Source organism: Bdellovibrio sp. HCB185ZH, assembly GCF_047302455.1.
Classification (GTDB): domain Bacteria; phylum Bdellovibrionota; class Bdellovibrionia; order Bdellovibrionales; family Bdellovibrionaceae; genus Bdellovibrio.
In genome coordinates, this window is sequence record NZ_CP178624.1 from 3402754 (window position 1) to 3422333 (window position 19580).

At 46.4% G+C, this 19580-nt stretch carries 20 protein-coding genes; 15 read left to right on the plus strand and 5 right to left on the minus strand.

Annotated elements, in window-relative coordinates; all coding sequences use genetic code 11:
- The first annotated feature begins 109 nt into the window (after nt 1–109).
- Genes phoU through ACLSU7_RS16565 form a run of 3 tightly spaced genes read left to right on the plus strand, consistent with a single transcriptional unit; the run spans nt 110 to nt 2902 of the window.
- On the plus strand, nt 110–775 hold the full coding sequence (gene phoU / locus ACLSU7_RS16555; RefSeq protein WP_142701166.1) for a phosphate signaling complex protein PhoU: 666 nt from the start codon (nt 110–112) through the stop codon (nt 773–775).
- Complete coding sequence (locus tag ACLSU7_RS16560) at nt 768–1472, plus strand: response regulator transcription factor (protein ID WP_413293005.1); 705 nt, start codon at nt 768–770, stop codon at nt 1470–1472. The genes phoU and ACLSU7_RS16560 overlap by 8 nt, the downstream gene beginning before the upstream one ends.
- Complete coding sequence (locus ACLSU7_RS16565) at nt 1469–2902, plus strand: sensor histidine kinase (protein WP_413293006.1); 1434 nt, start codon at nt 1469–1471, stop codon at nt 2900–2902. Before ACLSU7_RS16560 ends, ACLSU7_RS16565 begins: the two co-directional genes overlap by 4 nt.
- Here ACLSU7_RS16565 and ACLSU7_RS16570 read toward each other — a convergent pair.
- Nucleotides 2895–5279 carry an MHYT domain-containing protein gene (locus ACLSU7_RS16570; RefSeq protein ID WP_413293007.1) on the minus strand — a complete coding sequence of 795 codons (2385 nt, stop codon included), beginning with the start codon at nt 5277–5279 and terminating at the stop codon, nt 2895–2897. The two genes, ACLSU7_RS16565 and ACLSU7_RS16570, sit on opposite strands and share 8 nt — an antisense overlap.
- Before the next feature lie 213 nt (nt 5280–5492).
- The gene (locus ACLSU7_RS16575; protein WP_413293008.1) at nt 5493–6071 is read right to left on the minus strand and encodes a DUF3011 domain-containing protein; all 579 of its coding nucleotides are present in this window, start codon (nt 6069–6071) and stop codon (nt 5493–5495) included.
- Nucleotides 6072–6216: 145 nt separating this feature from the next.
- Here ACLSU7_RS16575 and ACLSU7_RS16580 point away from each other — a divergent pair, with 145 nt between their 5' ends.
- On the plus strand, nt 6217–7104 hold the full coding sequence (locus ACLSU7_RS16580) for an RsmB/NOP family class I SAM-dependent RNA methyltransferase (RefSeq protein ID WP_413293009.1): 888 nt from the start codon (nt 6217–6219) through the stop codon (nt 7102–7104).
- 327 nt (nt 7105–7431) lie between these two features.
- On the opposite strand, the gene ACLSU7_RS16585 is transcribed toward ACLSU7_RS16580, so the two are convergent.
- The gene (locus tag ACLSU7_RS16585; protein ID WP_413293010.1) at nt 7432–7983 is read right to left on the minus strand and encodes a transposase; all 552 of its coding nucleotides are present in this window, start codon (nt 7981–7983) and stop codon (nt 7432–7434) included.
- A gap of 389 nt (nt 7984–8372) precedes the next feature.
- Here ACLSU7_RS16585 and ACLSU7_RS16590 point away from each other — a divergent pair, with 389 nt between their 5' ends.
- Complete coding sequence (locus tag ACLSU7_RS16590; protein ID WP_413293011.1) at nt 8373–8708, plus strand: hypothetical protein; 336 nt, start codon at nt 8373–8375, stop codon at nt 8706–8708.
- Nucleotides 8709–8763: 55 nt separating this feature from the next.
- Here ACLSU7_RS16590 and ACLSU7_RS16595 read toward each other — a convergent pair whose 3' ends face one another.
- Complete coding sequence (locus ACLSU7_RS16595; protein ID WP_142701162.1) at nt 8764–9033, minus strand: DNA-dependent DNA polymerase; 270 nt, start codon at nt 9031–9033, stop codon at nt 8764–8766.
- 78 nt (nt 9034–9111) lie between these two features.
- Between ACLSU7_RS16595 and ACLSU7_RS16600 the strand changes: the two genes are divergently transcribed.
- Genes ACLSU7_RS16600 through ACLSU7_RS16640 form a run of 9 tightly spaced genes read left to right on the plus strand, consistent with a single transcriptional unit; the run spans nt 9112 to nt 17791 of the window.
- On the plus strand, nt 9112–10377 hold the full coding sequence (locus ACLSU7_RS16600) for a DUF814 domain-containing protein (RefSeq protein ID WP_413293012.1): 1266 nt from the start codon (nt 9112–9114) through the stop codon (nt 10375–10377).
- 40 nt (nt 10378–10417) lie between these two features.
- Complete coding sequence (locus tag ACLSU7_RS16605; protein ID WP_413293013.1) at nt 10418–11356, plus strand: ABC transporter ATP-binding protein; 939 nt, start codon at nt 10418–10420, stop codon at nt 11354–11356.
- Nucleotides 11353–12126: an ABC transporter permease gene (locus tag ACLSU7_RS16610; RefSeq protein WP_413293014.1), complete on the plus strand. Its 774-nt coding sequence runs from the start codon at nt 11353–11355 to the stop codon at nt 12124–12126. The genes ACLSU7_RS16605 and ACLSU7_RS16610 overlap by 4 nt, the downstream gene beginning before the upstream one ends.
- Before the next feature lie 2 nt (nt 12127–12128).
- Nucleotides 12129–13664: a GldG family protein gene (locus ACLSU7_RS16615; RefSeq protein ID WP_413293015.1), complete on the plus strand. Its 1536-nt coding sequence runs from the start codon at nt 12129–12131 to the stop codon at nt 13662–13664.
- Nucleotides 13661–14671 (plus strand): DUF4340 domain-containing protein, encoded by a 1011-nt coding sequence (locus tag ACLSU7_RS16620; protein ID WP_413293016.1) that lies wholly within the window; start codon nt 13661–13663, stop codon nt 14669–14671. Before ACLSU7_RS16615 ends, ACLSU7_RS16620 begins: the two co-directional genes overlap by 4 nt.
- A gap of 2 nt (nt 14672–14673) precedes the next feature.
- On the plus strand, nt 14674–15666 hold the full coding sequence (locus ACLSU7_RS16625) for a galactokinase (RefSeq protein WP_413293017.1): 993 nt from the start codon (nt 14674–14676) through the stop codon (nt 15664–15666).
- Complete coding sequence (locus ACLSU7_RS16630; protein ID WP_413293018.1) at nt 15612–16595, plus strand: DUF429 domain-containing protein; 984 nt, start codon at nt 15612–15614, stop codon at nt 16593–16595. The genes ACLSU7_RS16625 and ACLSU7_RS16630 overlap by 55 nt, the downstream gene beginning before the upstream one ends.
- A gap of 36 nt (nt 16596–16631) precedes the next feature.
- A complete protein-coding gene (locus tag ACLSU7_RS16635; protein WP_413293019.1) occupies nt 16632–17447 on the plus strand; it encodes a methyltransferase domain-containing protein in 816 nt (271 codons plus the stop codon).
- 8 nt (nt 17448–17455) lie between these two features.
- Entirely contained in the window at nt 17456–17791 is a 336-nt protein-coding gene (locus ACLSU7_RS16640) for an ankyrin repeat domain-containing protein (RefSeq protein WP_413293020.1), read from the plus strand.
- Here the strand turns inward: ACLSU7_RS16640 and ACLSU7_RS16645 are convergent.
- Nucleotides 17781–18713: a CorA family divalent cation transporter gene (locus tag ACLSU7_RS16645; protein ID WP_413293021.1), complete on the minus strand. Its 933-nt coding sequence runs from the start codon at nt 18711–18713 to the stop codon at nt 17781–17783. The two genes, ACLSU7_RS16640 and ACLSU7_RS16645, sit on opposite strands and share 11 nt — an antisense overlap.
- 9 nt (nt 18714–18722) lie before the next feature.
- Between ACLSU7_RS16645 and ACLSU7_RS16650 the strand changes: the two genes are divergently transcribed.
- Nucleotides 18723–19559: an alpha/beta hydrolase gene (locus ACLSU7_RS16650; RefSeq protein WP_413293022.1), complete on the plus strand. Its 837-nt coding sequence runs from the start codon at nt 18723–18725 to the stop codon at nt 19557–19559.
- The last annotated feature ends 21 nt before the right edge of the window (nt 19560–19580 follow it).

Below are 19580 nucleotides of genomic sequence, written 5' to 3' on the forward strand. Positions count from 1 at the left end.
GGGCAGCTCGGGAATCTGTTAAGATTGTGTTAGTTTTGCTTTTAGTGCCGTGTTAAGCGGTGTTTTTTACTCTGAAAACCTTTATACAACCAACAAACGGGGAATACGTATGGAACGTGCCATCGACACTCAGCTTGAAGACCTTAAAAAAATGATTCTGGTAATGGGTGGTCATGTTGAAAAAGCCCTCTCGCAAGTAACAGCTGCCCTCCTTTCCCGTGATGTGAATGCTTTTCAAGAGGTTCATGAAATTGAAAAGCGCATCAACGAAGACCACATCCGCGTGGACAATCACTGCATGCACATCCTGGCAAAGCAAGGCCCGGTGGCCAAAGATCTTCGTTTGATTATCTCTGTTTTGAAAATCAACAACGACCTTGAGCGCATGGGCGATCAAACTGTGAATATCTCATACTCCGGTAAAGATTATTTGGGCCGTAAACCTATTCAGGCGCAAACCGGTGATATTCAGAAAATGTCGGAAATCGCAGGCCGCATGGTTAAAGGCTCCTTGGATTGTTTCGTTCGCGGTGATGCCGTGGAAGCTAAAAACATTTTGCTGATGGATGATGAAATCGACACGTTGAAAAATAAAGTTTTCAACGACGCCATCAAACACATGAAAAGCAATCCGGACGACGTTGAAGCAAGCATGGATTTTATTTTGATCGCACGTAATTTGGAACGCTTGGGTGACCACGCGACCAATATTGCGGAAGACGTGATCTTTGCATTTACGGGTAAAGACGTTCGACATGGGGGCAAGTTTGGCTGATAATTCAATTCAAGTGATGGTGGTTGAGGACGAACAAGAGATCCGCGAACTGATGGCTTTGCATCTGCTACGTCAAGGTTATCGCGTGACTGAATGTGCCTCTGCCGAAGAAGCCCTCGCTGAAATGAATGCCAAAAACTACCAGTTATTCGTGTTGGACTGGATGCTTCCGGGCCTTCACGGTGTCGACATTCTGGATCGTATTAAAGCTAAAAATCCAAACGCAGCCGTTCTTATGGTCACGGCGAAAACGGAACCCCAAGACATCGTTATGGGTCTTGAGCGCGGCGCGGATGACTATTTGACGAAACCATTCAATCCTTCGGTGCTAATCGCAAGAGCAAAAGCTTTGCTTCGTCGTGCAAGCCCGAAAGCTGAAGAAGTCATCAAAGACGACAGCGAAATCAGTATCCACGGTTTGAAAATGAATTTTAAAACCTACGAGATCTCTTATAAAAATGATCCACTTCATTTGACTCCCTCAGAGTTCAAACTATTAGGAACATTGGTGCAAAACCACGGCGTGGTTTTGACTCGTGAAAAACTGATTGAGAACATTCAGGGTGAGGGCATCAGTGTGGTCGGTCGTACGATTGACACCCATGTCTTTGGCCTTCGCAAGAAACTGGGCGAGTGGGGCGATCGCATTGAAACCATCCGTGGCGTGGGCTACCGGGTGAAAATGGAACAGGCATGAAGAGTTTCATCCGATTTCCGTCACGTCTTTTCTGGAAGTTATTCTTCTTTCAAGTTGTTGTTTTTAACATCTTAGCTTTCGTTATTGCGGCCTCTTTGGATTCGCAGCATCGCATGGCTGATTTCGTGTACACGGACTTTTTGCTGAACTTTTTCATGTTCAGTCTGTTGGTGTCTTTGATCATCGCATTCCGTTTTGTTCGTCCCATTCATAAGGTTATTCTGAAGGCTTTGCGTATTTCCAATAAGCGCGCGTATGGCGAGATTTTCTCGGCGTCTGATGCCGATGATCTTTTGGATGACGACGCCGATGATTTGTCAGAGCTGGAAGTGGCTTTGGATAAAATCCATAAAAAGATGAAACGTCGTAAGGCGAACTTCCTGCAAGCGCAGGAGGAGTCTCAGGCATTTATGAGCTCGGTGGCCGAGGGCCTGGTCAGTGTCAGTCTTGACGAAAAAATCTTGTACTTTAATTCTCAGTTCGCGGCACAGTTTTTAAAAGGACCGCAGCTTTCGACTGAAAATCTGCGTCTGAAAGATGCGATTCGCTCTCCAGATGTTCTGGAAGGTTTTGCGAGCACGATAAAAACGGGTAAGAACACTCGCTTCACGGTCAAGCTGCCAACGCTTATTGATAATCAGCCACGCTTTTTCTCTGTATCCGTGAATCCGATTCGCAACGAAAAAACTCGCGAAGTCTACGGTATCGTCGGGATTTTCCATGATATCACCGAACTAAAACGTGCCGAACAAATCCGTATCGAATTCGTCGGCAACGCTTCTCACGAGTTGCGCACACCTCTGACTTCGATCAAAGGTTATGTGGATACTTTGAAAGAAGACATCAACAATGGTCAAATGGAGCAAGCCGGTAAGTTCATCAATATTGTTTCTCGCAATATCGATCGCTTGATGGACTTGGTGAATGACCTGCTGTCATTAACATCGATGGAATCATCGAATTCGGAATTGAAATTAGAATTGATTCATCCACTGCAAATTTCCGAACACGTCGTTTCAGAAATGGCCGTCCTTGCTGCCGAGAAAAGCATCGCCATCCGCGTGGTGGGCGAAGTTCCGCCATTTAAAGCAGACTCCCGCAAAGTCGAACAAGTTCTGCGTAATTTGGTTTCAAACGCTGTGAAGTTCATTCCAAACAACAAGACAGTGCAAATCCGTTGGGAACGCGACATTAAAGAATACATTATCTTACGCGTGATCGACGACGGTCCAGGAATTCCATCCGAACACTTGGATCGCTTGTTTGAGCGCTTCTATAGAATCGATAAGGGCCGCACCAGAGACGCTGGCGGCACAGGCTTGGGCTTAGCAATCGTTAAACACATCATGCAAAGCCACGGCGGCACCGTTGCCGTAAAATCGGAATTGGACAGAGGCACCGAATTCATCTGCTCTTTTCCAATTAAGTAAGAACGAAAGTTTTTATTGCTGCCAGCAAATCAGGGCGATTGATCGGTTTGGTTAAATGGGCGTTGCAGCCAGCATCTAACGACTTTTTAACTTCCTCGCGAAGAGCGTGGGCTGTTAATGCGATGATGGGCTTTGTGTAGCCTTGCGCGCGCAAAGTTCGGGTTGCTTGAAGTCCGTCCATGCCTGGCATTTGCACGTCCATAAGAACGATATCGTAATCATTTTCTGTAGCCATTTTTACGGCTTCAAAGCCATCGTTCGCATAAGAAACGACGAAATGCTTCGAACGAAGATAGATTCCGATCAGGATCTGATTGTCCTTCAAGTCCTCTGCCAACAGCACCTTGATTGTTTTTCCTTCAAAATCTTGCAAGCTAACAGGTGCTGGGGGAGTTTGAGTTTTGCTTGGTTGTTGCGCCTTGGCCTGTTCTTCATCAGAAGAAGTTATAGTGAACAAGAAGGTGCTGCCCACATCTTGTTTGCTTTCCAGGAGCGATAAGTTCCCACCCAATGCGCGAGCAAAGTGGCGTGATAAAACCAAGCCCAAGCCCGTGCCGCCGAATTTTCGAATAATGGACGTGTCGGCTTGACCGAATGCTTGAAAAATCTGGCGCTGGCCTTCGTCGGAAATCCCAATGCCAAAATCCTGAACCTCTGTGGAAACCAGCGTTTTGCCTTCGAGCTTTTGCGAATAGATTCTGATTTTAATAGGCCCCTTATTCGAGAACTTCACAGCATTACCAATTAAGTTCACAAGGATCTGGCGTAAACGCACTGGATCTGAATAAATGTGCGCCGGCATTTCGCTGGCCTTTGTGACTTCGATTTTGATGCCTTTTTTCAGAGCCAGTAAAGACAACGAACCGACGACCTCATCGACCAGTTCTGTATAAGACAACAAACTTTTTTCGATAGGCATTTTGCCTGCTTCGAATTTCGTTAAATCTAAAATATCATCAATGATGCGCAGTAAAAGTTCACCATTCGCTTGAATGCGATTCAGATATTCTTCTTGTTCTGAAGTCAAATTTTCGGAACTGAGCAGCTCTGCAAATCCTAAAATGGCATTCATGGGCGTGCGAATTTCGTGACTCATGTTCGCCAGGAAAGTCGTTTTGGCCTTGGTCGCTTCCTCTGCCAGTTCTTTGGCTTTTTTCTCGCGGATCAGGGCTTGTTCAAGGTCTGCGGTTCTTTCTTGAACTCGAGATTCTAATTCGAACTGTGTTTTCAGGAGTTCATTTTCGATGGTTTTTAAGTCTGTAATATCCTGGGTAGTGCCGAATATCTTTACGGCTTCGCCTTGCTCATTTAAAGCAACCTGACCCCGGGTCTGAACGTACTTGGTTGTGCCGTCATTCAGTTGAATCACATGATCAAAATTAAATTTCGATTTGTTCGTGACTGCATCTTCCAGATATTTTCTGATCTTTTCGCGATTGGGAGCGTCTGTAAAGTTCAGAAGCATCTCGGCCGTCACCTGAATGTTTTTATCAAGGCCGTAAATGTTGTACATCTCTTCAGACAAACTAACCTGAGTTCCGTTGATGGATCTTTCCCAACTTCCCAGGTGTGCGATCTCTTGCGCTTCTTTCAAAAGAATGTCACGGCTGTTGATGGCGTCTTTGGCTTCATTCGAGCGACGAATCAGAACTCGCGCGAAACCCGAGGCGATCAAAGCCACTAACAAAATCATGAACGTCGTGCCGGTCACGACATAGGCGACTGTCTGCGTTCCAAGAACGACGCCTCGGTGAGCGGGTAGGAGTTGTTCTTCATGAATGAATTCCGCGGCAAACATTCCCACATAGTGCATGCCGGAAACCGCAGCACCCATCAACAGACTTGAGAGGATGTGCAACAGAGTCACTCTTTTGGTGGTTCTGAAAAGTAACGAGACTCCCAAGGCTGCAAAGGAGGCAAACGCTGCAATGAAAACTGACAGTGCGACCAGGTTCCAACGCCACTCAATTCGGGCTGCCATTTCCATCGAAGCCATCCCGATATAGTGCATTCCGGAAATCGCGACGGCCATCGAGATTCCTCCCAAGACCACTCCGATAATGGACACACGAACTCGGCTGACAATATAGAACGCAACTAAAGAGGCACCGATGGCGACAAGTAATGAAACAACAGAAAGGAAAAGGTCATAGCCGATGGTCATTCCTGGCATTTCCATCGCAAGCATTCCAACGAAATGCATGCTCCAGATTCCCAAGCCCATTGCGATTGCTCCGGCGAGTAACCACAGACGATTGTTTTTTCCTAATGATTCTTTGATGCGAAGAACGATGTTTAATGCGACGTAGGCTCCCACGGTCGCAATCAAAACCGATAATGCTACAAGATCTTGATTGTAATTATGGGACATTTTCATTCCCAATTCATATCCGCACAAAGGTAACCCCGAGTCGCTATGGATTCTAAAGTAATGAAGTGGAAGTAATTTGGCAAATATGATGACAGAAGTTTAATGCAAGTATCGCAATAAAAGAAGAAAGCCCGGTGTTTAGTACCGGGCTTTCTTGATTGGATATTCACAAAGACAAACATTGTGGGGAACGTCGTCTTTTGAAATTAAGAATTTAGATTAGTAGCGCTCTACTGCGAACACTCCGCGGCAACCACGATCAACCCAGATATAGTTTCCAGAAAGACCGAAAGTTCTGTTGGCGTCGCAACGAGTGTTGGAAAGCTGTCTTGCCAAGTAAACTCTGCGGATACCGTAGGGATTCACATAGCACGTGTTGTAACGGCTGCCGTAGGATTCACAAGTTACGTATTCAACACTTGGTTGGTGTGGAGGAGGGTAGCCTGGGCCTGGGTGAGGGTAACCTGGGCCGCCATGACCGGGACCACCATGACCTGGAGGGCGTGGACCTGGGCGAGGACCGCCGTGACCGGGAGGATAACCAGGGCCGGGACGACCGGGACCGTGACCAGGACGACCCCAACCTGGGCCTCCGCGACCTGGGCCGCGACCATCACCACGGCCACCACCGCGACCGTAAGCTGCAACGTCATCCGACATCATTGCTGCTTCGTCTTGGCTCATTTCGGCTTCTTGGCTGTAAGCGGATTCTTCTGCTTGATAACCATCGAAATCAATAGCGTGAGCAGTGTGTGCAAACGCGCAAAGTGCGATCAGGGATAGCATAAATTTATTCATGAACTTTTCCTTTGTTAGTGGTGTCGTTATGACGATTTCTTCGTTCCAGCAATCACTAATGCGAATAGCGTGCCTAACTAAATCGGAGTCATTTAGACACTTTTCCGATGACGCATAGGGAAAAATGCCCTATAAAACATCCTCTATGCAAACCACACATCCTTTTTATCTGCACTTTCAAAAAGTTTATGGTGACCGTTGGGCCACACTTTTTGCTGCATTACAAAATTCCGAACAACAGGTCGCGCGCGTCAATAATCTCGGGAAACAAGATGACACTGCAACTCGTTGGAAAAATTTTGAAACAAAGGAACAACTCCCAGGATGCTTTTGGATTCCGGCGAGGGAGGGCAGTCATCCCGAGCGTCGCGCGGATGAGTTGTTAGATACCTATGTGATGGACCCGGCCAGTGTCATGGTGGCTCGCGCTCTGGATGCTAGGTCTGGTGACCGCATGCTGGATATGTGCGCGGCGCCCGGTGGAAAAAGTTTGATTCTGATTGAAGCCATCGCGGAAGAGGGCGAGATTTTTTGCAATGACCTTTCCCCAGAACGTCGAGAGCGTTTGAAAAAAGTTATTCAACAATATGTGCCACGACACGTGCGTGACCGAGTGTGGGTCACGGGTAAAGACGGCGTTCAATTCGGTTTGAAAGAGCCGAACAGTTTCGATCGCGTGTTGTTGGATGCTCCCTGTTCGGGTGAGCGCCACATTTTAGAAAATCCGAAAGCCCAGGACGAGTGGAGCCCACGTCGCACGGAACATCTGGCGACTCGTCAGTACTCTTTATTGAGTGCGGCTTTGCTCGCTGTGAAGCCGGGCGGTCGCATCGTGTATTCAACCTGTTCAATTAGTCCCGCCGAAAATGACGACGTCATTCGCAAACTTTTGAAAAAGAAAAAAGGCGAAGTAAAGTTGTTGCCAGCCGAGCTGGGTGTTGGCGGAGAAGCCACAGAGTTCGGTGTTGCGTACATGCCAGATCGTTGCGGTTTTGGGCCGCTGTATTTTGCAGTGATTGAGAAGGTTGAGTAGCGGTCCGTCCACGGGTTTTGCGATTCTTATCGGATGGTCTTCCTGGTTCCCCACATTAGTAAACGTCACAGTTCTTGCGAATATGGGAAGGTTGAGTAGCTGGTCGGCGAAACGGTGTTTTCGATTCTCATCGGATTGTCGTCCTGCTTCCCCACATTAGTAAACTTAACAGTTCTTGCGAATATGAGAGTAATCGGGGAGTTTCCCGCGGATTTGTGAAAATCGTCTCGCAACTATGAGTGACATTACGACATTGTTTGCTGCTAGAGTTCCTACGCCACTTCCAGGAGCTCTTATAAGAGTGCAATCTTCTACCAAAGAGTTTTTTTAGCTCCAAAGCTCCGTGAGTTGCTCTTGCGTCAATCCTCGCAGTCGCGATTTTGAATAAGGTCGGCCCTGAGCCTCACGCTCATTAAGTTGAATATAATCACGCACAATTCTATACGGCCTGTAGCCTTTGACGACTCGAGAAAAAGGCCGATGCTTCCAAATTTTCTCACCCTCATGTTTGGTATCGAAGGTATCGGTCAACCTCTGCGCAAACTGTCCAGCCAACACTCTGAAAAAACTCTGCATCTGAGAACGTTTCCCTCCCCGCAAAAGAATATGGATGTGATCATTCTGAATAGAATGTTGCTCCACGCGGACGTAAAATTTCCGTGAGTATTTTTTCAAAAGACTATTGATCAGAGAAAACGTCCGAGGAGTGCGAAGCCCACCCCGAACCGCCGTTTTATTCACTTTGAAAACCAGATGAATTGGTTCCTTACTGGAAAGTGGACGAGCCCTTCGTCCTTTCGAAGATTTTCGAAGCGTGCCCCCATGGCAGTAACGATATTTCCAATTAGTCTGCAGGGATGAAAAGGTTTGTTGTTTCAAGGTATCTCCTATTCGCTTGTGCGGCGTGCGGGGGGGCGGGAGGATTGGACGGGCGTTTCTGGGCATCTGGTTTCTGAAGTTATCTCAGGGTATCTCGGGGTATCGGTCATGCTTGAAGTTCATTTGCAAAAACCACGTAGTGCTCAGACGCAGATCGGTTTGCTCTCATGGAAAATTGTGTCCGACGTTTGGACGTGGATGTGCGTTTTTATAGTTGCGGAATGGACGACCGATACCCCCAGAAATATGGGGTTTCTATAATTAGGTATTCGGATTCGTTGTTGCTCCAAAAATCTAAGGAGTGCGGTTGATTTGAAAAAACTAAGGAAGCGTGTGGTTGACCGATACCCCAAATTTGACCGATACCCCAAATTATAGTGAGGAACGGTTTGAGTGAAAGGGAAAGGGAAAGGGAAAGGGAAAGGGAAAGAGAAGGAGAAAGAGAAAGAGAAAGAGAAAGAGAAAGAGAAAGAGAAAGGGAAAGGGAAAGGGACAGGGACAGGGACAGGGACAGGGACAGGGACAATTTGGAGAACGCGGGATCAGGTGACCGATACCCCCAGGATACTGTTGAAAGGCCCAGGATGCTGTCGAAAAGATGGAGGAATGGGCTGACCGATATCCCCCCTGATGATTCTGGATGTGAGGGTGAAGAAAGAGGGCTGACCGATACCCCAAAATTCGCGGGTGATGGGCGTGGCGCCTCGAGGAAGAGTGTGAAATAAAAAAAGCCAGGGGCATGCCTGGCTTTGGAGTTTCCAAATCGATGGAAAAACGAAACTAGTTGTCGTCGGCTTGGCGGAATTTGTGGCGGCGGTATTCTTCTAAAGTCAGGAAGCCGTAGGTTTTTTTGCGGTACATTTCGATGGCTTCGGCTTCTACGTCGGCTAAAACTTCTTCCATGTAATCCAAAGGGATGTTTCCCTGACCCATCAGTTGCAGTGTGTACAGTTGCACGACACGATTGATAAAATCAGACGTTTTCTCGCGCATGTACTTGGTTTCTTGAAGTTGAGTTTCGACGATCTTTAGCAAAGCATCATTTTTCATAAACAAATTATCGGTACGCCGTTATGGAACCTAAGTACTAGTTGGAAATTTGGCCCAAAGGATGACACAATACCCAGGATGAAAGCCATAACCCAACTTGAACTGAACGATTTTGTGAATCACTTTGAGCAAGTCCTCAAAGGAGCCCAGTTGCAAGAGGTCTTAGCAAATGACCGAGGTCTGGCTCTCTCGTTTCACAATCGCACTCAGTACTGGCTGATCCTGGACCTTGTTCCTAACACGCCGATGATGTTGGTTTTTGAGAATCATTGTCCGTTCAAAAAAGGCCCCAAGCCAAAACCATTGGGACTCTTCTTAAATTCAAACGCTAAAAATCTGTATGTGCATGAATTCAAAGTGCTCCAAGAATACGGACGAGTTGCGCAGCTAACCTTAGCCAACACGACACTTAAGTGCGAGCTTGAAATTCGCCTGATTCCCAAACAATGCAATTTGATCGTCAGAGCCCAAGGCAAAACGATCGCATGGGAAAAACCCCTGGATCTAAAAGAAGCACCACCCGTGGAAAATCCACCGGAGCCGCGCTCTTTGGTGGAGCTGCATGAGGAATGGCTGTCTGAACAAAAGCAGGACAAAAAACCTTCATTGGATCCTGTGGTGCAATGGGAAAAACAAAAGCAAAAAGATTTAGAAAAAAAACGCAAAGCCTTGGATGAAATCCAAAAGCAGATCAATGCTGAAAAGCATTTAGAATGGCAAGAGGCCGGAAACTTTCTTATCGCACATCGCACGCTCGACGTTCCAACTCATCTTGAGCCATTCGTTAACCGTCGTGAATCCATTAATTGGAATATTGAAAATGCCTTTGCCAAATCAAAGCAACTGGTCGCGAAAAAAGATGGCGCCCGAGAGCGCTTGGAAGAGCTCCATCAAGAGATCGCAAAATTAGAAAAGTCCCAATATCGCGAAAAGCAATCGTCAAAACCCGGACTGGTGGATTTGATGCACAAAGCAGATGCCCGAGGTCGAAAGTTCACCTTGGACTCTGGCGCGTTAGCGTATTGTGGAAAGTCAGCTGCCGACAACCTAGCGCTGCTTCGACAAGCCAAGGCCTGGGATTACTGGCTTCACTTAAAAGATTACCCCGGCGCTCATGCGATTATTCACCGTCAAAGGGATCAGGAAATTTCTCAAGCGGAGATTCAAGAAGTCGCTTCCTGGGTTGCAAGGGAATCCTTATCTTCCAAATCACTCATGGTGGGGCAAAAAGTCGCTGTCGTGATGGTGGAGTGTCGATTTGTTCGTCCCATCAAGGGCGATAAACTCGGTCGCGTGACTTATCATTCAGAAAAGACCTTTCATTTTTCTTTGCGTCAATCTTGAGGAGTCTTGACTGAATCGTGGTGGGGTCTAAAATTTCCCTATGATTCAAGTAAAAGATCTTACCAAAGATTACGGACCACGCAGAGCAATTGATCATCTGAATTTTTCAGTTAACAAAGGTGACGTTGTAGGCTTTCTTGGACCGAACGGTGCTGGAAAATCCACAACTATGAAAATCATCACGGGCTTTATGGCGCCAAGCCACGGCACGGCCTCGGTGGCAGGTTTTGATGTTTTTGAAAATCCCATCGAAGTTAAAAAGCGCATTGGTTATCTGCCGGAAACTCCACCTGTGTATGGTGACATGTACGTGCGAGATTATCTGCGCTATGTAGCGGCCTTGAAGCAAGTTCCTAAAGAAAAAATTGAAAAGTCTGTGGACTTGGCAATTGAAAAAACAAATCTGGGCGAAGTTCAAAAACGCCTGATTCAGCATTTGTCCAAAGGTTTCAAACAACGTGTGGGTATCGCCCAAGCCATCGTGTCTGATCCTGAAGTTTTGATTTTGGATGAACCGACCGTGGGACTGGATCCCAAACAAGTGGCCGAGATCCGTGATTTGATCAAAGCCCTGCGTGGACAACACACGATTATCCTTTCCACGCACATCCTGCCTGAAGTTCAAGCGACCTGTGAAAAGATCATCATCATCAACAAAGGTAAAATCGTTGTTGAAGACAGCATTCAACACCTGGCTTCAATGGAACAAGGGCAAAACCGCCTGATGGTGAGAGTGGCCAAAGATGTTCCAGATATGAAAGCAGTCCTTTCCGATATCCGCGAAGTGGTTTCTGTTCATGAAGGAATTTCTCACAAAGAGTGGCGCATCGATGTGCGTGGTGGAGATGACATCGTCGCCGCAGTTTCTTCGCGACTGGTGAATCAAGGTCTGGGACTTTTGGAATTCAGTCCGAGCAAAATGGATTTGGAAGATGTCTTCTTAAAACTCACTTACGGTCAAGAAAGAGGTGAGTCATGAACGGTTCAATGATCATCCTTAAAAAAGAATTAAAAGGTTTTTATTTCAACCCGACATATTGGATCATCTGCTTTTTAGTAAGCCTGGTGTTTAGCTGGATTTATCCTTTGCAGCTTTACGGTTTCGCGCAGCTCTTGATGAACTACGTGGCGCAACAGGGGATTCCCGCAAATCAATTGAACATTCATTACGGTGTATTCCTTCGTCAGCTTTCGTATTTGAATCTGATTTTGATTTTCGTGGTACCAGCTTTAACGATGAAATTATTTGCGGAGGAAAAAAAGCTTCGCACCTTTGATCTGCTTTTGACGTCACCTGTGACTTCTTTGCAGATCGTGTTGGGAAAATACCTGGCAGCCTTGGGAGCAGTGGCCGGAATTGTGTTCCTGGCTTTGTTGTACCCACTGGCAACAGCAGCGTTAGCAAAACTGAACTGGGGACCTTTGCTTGTAGCCTTCCTGGGAATCTTTATCGTAGGCGGCGTCTACGCTTCAATGAATTTATTCTGTTCCGCTCTTACCGAAAACAGCCTGGTCGCTTACGTGATGTCAGTGATCTTGAATGTGTCGATCTGGTTTATCGGTATCGGTGCTGAAGTTGTCGATAGCGAAATTGCGCGCAAAATATTTGAACACGTTTCCCTAAGCACGCATTTGTCGAGCCTGGTTGAGGGAACCATCCGAACCAATGGATTGGTTTTCTTTGGCAGCTTAATTGTATTGTTCTGCTTCCTTGCAGAACGCGTGGTTGAATCTTCCCGTTGGAGATAGTGATGAGCAAGCTTAGTAAAATTTTATTTCTGATGTCGGGGATCTCTTTGGTTTGTATGACCATCACTCGCTACCTTTTGGGCGAGTGGGTTCCATTTTGCTGGTTGTCCCTGGGCATGGCAGTTTTATTCCTGGTTGCTGGGATCATTAAAGATCGCGCCTTCTTTAAAGAATTCCTGACGATGAAAACCACCAAAGAAGGCATGAGCATGGGAGTTTTGATTCTCCTGATGTTAGCAGTCCTGGCGGTGGTGAATTATATCGGCGTTCGTCATTACCTGACTTTCGATTTTTCGACGGCTCAGTCAAATACCTTGGCCGAGCAATCGATCAAGCTGGTAAAAAACCTGGATGAGGAATTAAAAGTTTATTTCTTCTATAAAAAAGGCGTCGAGGGCAACGAAGAAAACCGTCGCTCCTTCCGCGACCTGATCAAAAAGTATCAGGACATCAACCCCCGCATTCAATTGAACTTTGTGGAAGTGAACGAGCAACCGGACCTGGCGAAAGATTTCGGTGTTGATAAAGGCAGCGGCACGGCCTTCCTCGAATACAAAGGCCGTCGCAATCTGCTCCAAAAAATTGATGAGCAGGAATTCACAAGTTCCCTGGTCAAAGTAACCCGTGAGAAAAATAAAACCATTTATTTCACCGTGGGCCACGGCGAAGCGAACCTTGAAGAAGTCAAAGAAGGCTTGGGTCTGAACGCCCTTAAGGTGATGCTGGAGCGAAATCGCTACACGGTTAAACCATTGGCCCTAATCACCGAACCGAAAGTTCCAGCCGATGCAGATGTGATCGTTATCGCGGGACCGATTCAAAATTTCCTGGCTCACGAAGTGGAAGCTTTGGAAGGCTATTTGAAAAACGGTGGAAACTTATTTATAGCACTCGAATCCCAAAATCCAGCAAACCTGGATAAACTGATTCGAAAAATGGGCATTGAGCTTGGTAACAACTATGTATTCAACATTGTTGACACCGTGATGGGCCAAGGAATCAATCAAGGACCTGTGATGGGTTCGGTGTTTTCTCCACTTAATGAAATCACTAAGGCTTTTGGTCAAAGTGAAGTGACGTTGTTCCGTCATCCGCAAGCGCTAAAAAAAGTTGTCGAACCGCCAGGCATGTCGATTGATGAACTAGTTAGAACAAGTCCGAAATCCATGGCCTTCAAATCCATGAATCTGAAAGAGGACGGTCCTGTAGGCAGTTTTGCGTTGGTGGATCAAGTTGTTGGTCAATGGGATTCAGATCCCCAAGCTAAAAAGTTCGCAGCGATCATCGCCGGGGACGTGGATTTCATGACGAACCAAATGCTGTATCAAAATTTGAACCGCGATTTGGTCTTGAACTCCCTGGCATCTTTAGCGAAAGAGGAAAACCTTATCAGTATTTCTCCGAAAGAGCCGCAAGCAACGCAGCTGATTTTAACGGAAACTAAATTCGCAGTGTTCATTTTCGCCTTTTTAATTCCCTTGCCTTTGCTGCTATTGGGCGCAGGCATCACTCTATATTCTAGAAGGAGAAGTGCGTGAAGAAGATCAAAGGTCGCGGCATACTGGTCATGTGTCTTTTGGTATTTGGCGGTTATGCCTTGTATGATTTCCTTGCGCAAAAAAAAGCTGAGGAGTCTAAAACCGCGAGCGCCAAACTTTTTACCATGAACACCGACCAGATCGATGCGATCGAGATCTCGAAAGCCGGCGGCGAGTCCGTCGTCTTAAAACGCTCCGTGGAAGGTTGGAATCTTGAGCAACCGTTAAAAGACAATGCTGACGACGCTTCTGCAGAGGATCTGATCAAAATGACCTCCTCTGAAAAAGTTTATGATGTGGTGAAAGAGGGCGAGGGTATTGATTGGAAGTCCTTTGGCCTTGATCAGCCCGCGGGTTCCGTAAAATACACAAACTCCGCTGGTGAATCCACGACACTGCATATTTCAGGTAAAACCAATTTTGAAAACAATCCTTTTGCTCGTCGTGACGGTGAAAATCGAGTCTTGGTGGTGAACAACAGCTGGACTACTCGTCTGGAAAAGCCCGTAGGCGAATTCCGGGACCGCCGTTTTCTGCGCCATAAAATGGCTTCGATCGAACACTTCCGTTTGAAAAATAAGTCAGGTCTTGTGGAAATCGCATTGAAAGAAGGCAAGTGGATCGATGCGGGTTCTAAAAAAGTAGAGCTTGATCAGCAAAAAGTACGTCAGCTGTTCCGTGATATCGCTGATGCCCGTGCTTCCACATATGTCGATGGCAAAATGCCAGTATTAAAACATCTGTTCACGCTGGATTTAAAATTAGGAGAGCAAGCTTGGAAAGCAGAAGTGGGGCAGGCAGCAGATAAGAAAATTTATGCCTCAGTTTCCGAACCGAAATTCCAAATGCTGATGGGGCCGGGGGCTTTGGATAATTTGATTGATCTTAAAACTGAGGACTTGAAAGTAGGGGGCACTCCGAAGCAAGATAGTAAAGATCAATCAATCTACTCCGGCGGCGCCGGAGTGCAGAGCGGCGCTCAACTCGCCCATGAGAAAGACAACTAGTCATGCAGAAAATTATCGTTAAATCACCAACACGTGTGGATTTGGCAGGGGGCACTCTTGATTTGTGGCCCCTTTATTTATTTATCAACGGCGCCTCCACCGTGAATGTTGCCATCGACGTTTATACAAATGTGGAGCTCACTCCGCATGAGGACTCTACCATAGTCCTGGAATCTGCCGACTTGAAAGTTCGTAAAACTTACTCCAATTTGGTGGAAGCTTTAGCGGACACGGATCCGCAGATGATTTTACTGCAAACACAGCTTCGCTATTGGATGCCGACGAAGGGTTTTAGTTTAAAAACGTCTTCGGAAAGTCCCGTGGGTGGAGGCTTGGGTGGCAGCTCCAGTTTAACGATTGGTTTGATGAAAGCTTTTGCGCAATTCTGCAATAAGCCTTTCCGTGATGTTCACCATATGGTGCATTCGGCTCACAATATCGAAGCAGAAATCCTGAACACACCAACGGGAACTCAAGATTACTATCCTGCTGCCTCTGGCGGCTTGAATATTCTTCGCTATGGTTACGATGGAATTCAGCAAGAAGTGATGGATGTTTCCAAAACTCCGCTGGCTGAAAAGTTCATGCTGATTTATACGGGGAAAGCTCATCATTCAGGATTGAATAATTTTGAAGTGATGAAAGATTCCGTCGCAAAAGATCCTGGCACGATTCAAGCATTGCGTGATCTGAAAGTGATCGCAATTGAAACGGAGCATGCGGTCCGTAGTGGAAATTGGAATGAACTCGGAAATTTATTTAAACGTGAATTTGAAGCCCGCGTAAGACTCGCACCAGAATTTTCCAGTCCTGAGATCCGCCGTCTGTCTGAACTCTCTTTGCAGAATGGGGCAGAGGCTGTTAAGATTTGTGGAGCTGGGGGCGGTGGTTGCGTGCTGGTATGGTGCCCTCCTGAGAATAAAAAAGGAGTCGCAGACGCATGCCAAAAAGCCGGGTTCCAAGTCATGGGCGCAAAGCCCGTAAACCCTCTGTAAAGAATAAGGCCGTCAAAAAAAAGACGAGCAAGAAGGTTGCGAAGAAAACCGCAAAACCTCGCTCGTCGGTTGTTAAGACGACGCCTTTGGCTTCGGAAAATCATGCGGGTGAAGTACATCGTTTCGTCGGCGTCTCTTTGGGCGGTGGCAAAATGGACAAAGCCTGCGTCTCGGTTATCGAATATTACCCCAAGCACAATAAAGTTTTCCTGTCGCGTTTGGTGGAGAAAATCAAAAGCGATGAAGTGCACTCTGCTGACTTTAAAATTCATGAAATCATTGAACAGTACGACGGTATCGATTTGCTGGCTTTCGATGTTCCATTTCAATTGCCCAACACCCTAAGAAATCCCTGCTGCGGCGAAATTGAAACCTGCAATCACCAGCCGCACATCAAATGGATGTGGGACTATACTCGCAAGCTTCATAAAAAGAAAAAGCCGCGCAAATTATTTACGCCCTACACGCAACGTTGTGTGGAAATGTATCTGTCGACGGAAATCGAAGAGCCTTTCCATTTACAACATGCGATGGGGGCGAACATGGCGCCGCTTTTAGCTCGCGCAATGTTTCTAAAACAAAAATTAAATATGAATGTTATTGAAGTGTTTCCGAAGCTGTCGTTGTGGCGCATCGGTCGTTCACTTCACGTGATGAAGAGTCATCTTCTGTTTCACAAGCATGCGATTGGGGGCGATGAAAGTCGTCGCGCCATTTTACATGCGCTTAGCACCCACAATATTGCTTTCGTTTATGATCAGGACGTCAAACTAATGATTGAAAACAGTCATGCTTTTGAGTCCTTCATATGTGCGCTGACGGCTTTCTTAAGTTTTAAAGGTCTGACCGAGCCGCGTCCCGAGGGCTTTCCTTCCAATGAAGACTGGGTAGAATTCCCCGTGTCATCCATCAAGTGGAACTCATTCTAAACTGTGCTATAGTCTTCTGGAATCAGGAGGCCGCACATGGCAGGCGAATTTCCTTATCTTCATGGTTTTAGCAAAGTCGAACAAGAGCGTTTACGTAAACAAGCTCGCTTCGGTGAATTCACAGTCTATCAAAACGTTAATCTCTCCGGAGTCAGTCAGCTTCTGGAAGTGGGTTGTGGTGTCGGTGCGCAAAGTGAAATCATTCTTCGCCGTTTTCCTGATCTGCATCTGACGGGGATTGATCTTAGCACCAATCAATTAAGTTCTGCTCGTCATCGTCTGGCAGCTTTGCCGGGATTTGCGGGCCGCTTTGAAATGAAGGAAATGGATGCGACCAACATGTCCTATGGGGCAAATTCTTTCGATGGAGCTTTTCTTTGCTGGATTTTAGAACACGTTCCAGATCCGATTCGCACCTTATCAGAAGTGCGCCGTGTGCTTCGGCCCGGTTCTCCGGTTTATATCACTGAAGTCATGAATGCTTCCTTCTTCCTGGATCCGTATTCTCCGAATGTCTGGAAATATTGGATGGCCTTCAATGAATATCAGCTGAAACAACATGGTGATCCCTTTGTAGGAGCAAAGCTTGGGAATTTCTTAATGCAGCTGGGATATCATGATGTGCAGACCGAAGTGAAAACCTGGTTCTTAGATAATCGCCAACCGCAAGCTCGTAAAGATTGTGTCGAGTATTGGACAGAATTGTTACTGAGTGCCAGTGATCAGCTGGTGAAAGCTCACTGCGTTTCCAAAGAAGTCGTCGAAGGCATGAAAGAAGAAATGGCGACCGTGGCAAATGATCCGAACGCGGTTTTTTATTACAGCTTCATTCAAGCCCACGCGCGAACATAGGAATAGAAATGTCTGCGGGGGATTGGAAAGAGATGTACGGAGCAGCGGCTTCAGGGAATCTGGAGTTGGTTCAGTATCATATTAAAAATGGTGTGAATCCGAATTACCAGCATCCTGAAATTATGTCGACGGCTTTGGTGGCAAGTATTATCGGGGGTCATTCGGAAATCAGCTTATTTTTATTGGAAAATGGTGCTGATCCCACTTTGATTTCAGAATTTGATAATCTCACTCCGCTCCAGGCCGCAAAGATGTTCAAGCGCCAGGAGTTGGTTGAAATTCTCTCGAAAATGATTCCGAAAAAATCCCTGTGGCAAAAGTTGAGTTCAATCTTTAAGGTTTGAAGTCATCTTTACTAAGCCAACCCTTGTGCCATACCCATGCTAAAATTCCGATCGCGATAATGACCATGGCGCCAAGGACCGTATAGTAACCGTAATAATGATCCAATTCCGGCATGTGTTTGAAGTTCATGCCGTAAACTCCGGCCAGGAAATTCAAAGGCAGGAAGAAAATCGAGACCACGGTTAAGATGCGCATGATTTCATTCGTTTTGAAAGATGCTTCATTGGTTTTTTGCGACATCAACGCCAGATGCAAATTCAGTAGTCCCGTGATTTCCTCGACGATGTTATCGCTATCAAAAATCAATCTTCCCAGCGGATCGCGAACCAAATCATAGTTTAAAGAATGAATACGCGAGTGCTGCTGCAGACTGTTGATCACGGCCTCAGTGAATTTAAAAATCTTTTTAAATCCGGAAGCTCTTCTTTTCACATGATAACCTTCACGCAGGATGCTTTTTCGGCGAAGCGCATAGATTCGACCTTCGATAGCATCCATTTTCGCGACCAACTCATCCAGTGGATTTTCGAAACTTTGGAAAGCCTTCACGAAAATACGCCCAATCAATTGCGGCATGGTGATCTGTTCAAAAGGAACTTTGTCTTTTTTCTCTTCAATGCAAGGCAGGGGAGTGCGGTGCAAAGTCAGCACGTACTTTTTCCCGACAAAGAAAACTAACTTCGTTGAAAGTTCTTGAATTGTTCCTGCGGCAGGGCGCGCGCGATTGTCAAAGTGGCGCAAGATAATCATCGTGCAGTGATCAAGATATTCCACTCGAGGCAAGTGTTCAGGGTCCATGCAGGTGGCAATGGCTTGCATGGGAATTTCTAATTCCTCTGCGAGGTTTACGAAGTCTTCCTTCTTGGGGTCTTCGATATCGATCCACTTATAATCTTGCCAGGCATGTTCAAAGCGTTTCATGATTTAATTATGACGAAAACCAGAGGACTGTGCTTTAAAATTCTAAGCCTCGCTGCGTTGGCTCTGCCGTTATGTGGATGCCAGTCATTTTACTATTATCCAACTCAAGGAAAGTACTACGATCCCGCTCGCTTGAATTTGCAATACGAAGAAGTGTTCTTCAAAACCGCGTCGGGTTATAACATTCACGGTTGGTACTTTGCGAGTCGACAAAAGGAAAGCAAGGGTACCATCTTGTTCTTTCATGGAAATGCTGAAAATCTAAGCTCGCACTTCATGATGTTCTATTGGCTGCCTAATGAAGGTTATAATTACTTGATTTTTGATTACCCGGGTTATGGTGAAAGTTCCGGCACTCCTACTCCACAAAGTACGGTGGAGGCGGGGGTGGCAGCAGCAGCTTGGTTGAAAGCCAACCGAGAATCACGTCCTTTGATTTTATACGGGCAAAGCCTGGGTGGCATCGTCGCCATGCAGGCGGCCTTGAAAATTAAAGACCATCAAGCGATCCGCAACGTCATCGTCGAGGGGAGCTTCTCATCCTATCAGCAGATGGGAAAAAGAGTCTTAAATCGATCCTATTGGACTTGGTTATTCCAACCCCTTAGTTACGTGCTTCTAAGCGACGCCGAATCCCCTGAACCCATCGCGCGAATCTCGCCGATTCCGATGCTCTTTATTCACGGAGAAGACGACCCGGTGATCGAGGTTGAAAGCTCCCGGGAAATGTTCGCAGCGGCGCGTGATCCGAAGGAATTATGGATTGTCCGCAATGGACATCATGGCGATCTTTTTCAAGTTAACAATAGTGAGCTCCGTCAAAAGTTCCTCAATTATTTGCAATAGTAATTTAAGGTTTGATTCTTT

Coding starts and splice junctions, on each gene's coding strand:
- ACLSU7_RS16580 (WP_413293009.1), top strand. CDS start 6,217: ATGCAAACCACACATCCTTTTTATCTGCACTTTCAAAAAGTTTATGGT.
- ACLSU7_RS16610 (WP_413293014.1), top strand. CDS start 11,353: ATGAACGGTTCAATGATCATCCTTAAAAAAGAATTAAAAGGTTTTTAT.
- ACLSU7_RS16570 (WP_413293007.1), bottom strand. CDS start 5,279: ATGAAAATGTCCCATAATTACAATCAAGATCTTGTAGCATTATCGGTT.
- ACLSU7_RS16615 (WP_413293015.1), top strand. CDS start 12,129: ATGAGCAAGCTTAGTAAAATTTTATTTCTGATGTCGGGGATCTCTTTG.
- ACLSU7_RS16595 (WP_142701162.1), bottom strand. CDS start 9,033: ATGAAAAATGATGCTTTGCTAAAGATCGTCGAAACTCAACTTCAAGAA.
- phoU (WP_142701166.1), top strand. CDS start 110: ATGGAACGTGCCATCGACACTCAGCTTGAAGACCTTAAAAAAATGATT.
- ACLSU7_RS16635 (WP_413293019.1), top strand. CDS start 16,632: ATGGCAGGCGAATTTCCTTATCTTCATGGTTTTAGCAAAGTCGAACAA.
- ACLSU7_RS16640 (WP_413293020.1), top strand. CDS start 17,456: ATGTCTGCGGGGGATTGGAAAGAGATGTACGGAGCAGCGGCTTCAGGG.
- ACLSU7_RS16605 (WP_413293013.1), top strand. CDS start 10,418: ATGATTCAAGTAAAAGATCTTACCAAAGATTACGGACCACGCAGAGCA.
- ACLSU7_RS16575 (WP_413293008.1), bottom strand. CDS start 6,071: ATGAATAAATTTATGCTATCCCTGATCGCACTTTGCGCGTTTGCACAC.
- ACLSU7_RS16630 (WP_413293018.1), top strand. CDS start 15,612: ATGCCAAAAAGCCGGGTTCCAAGTCATGGGCGCAAAGCCCGTAAACCC.
- ACLSU7_RS16645 (WP_413293021.1), bottom strand. CDS start 18,713: ATGAAACGCTTTGAACATGCCTGGCAAGATTATAAGTGGATCGATATC.
- ACLSU7_RS16565 (WP_413293006.1), top strand. CDS start 1,469: ATGAAGAGTTTCATCCGATTTCCGTCACGTCTTTTCTGGAAGTTATTC.
- ACLSU7_RS16625 (WP_413293017.1), top strand. CDS start 14,674: ATGCAGAAAATTATCGTTAAATCACCAACACGTGTGGATTTGGCAGGG.
- ACLSU7_RS16600 (WP_413293012.1), top strand. CDS start 9,112: ATGAAAGCCATAACCCAACTTGAACTGAACGATTTTGTGAATCACTTT.
- ACLSU7_RS16650 (WP_413293022.1), top strand. CDS start 18,723: ATGACGAAAACCAGAGGACTGTGCTTTAAAATTCTAAGCCTCGCTGCG.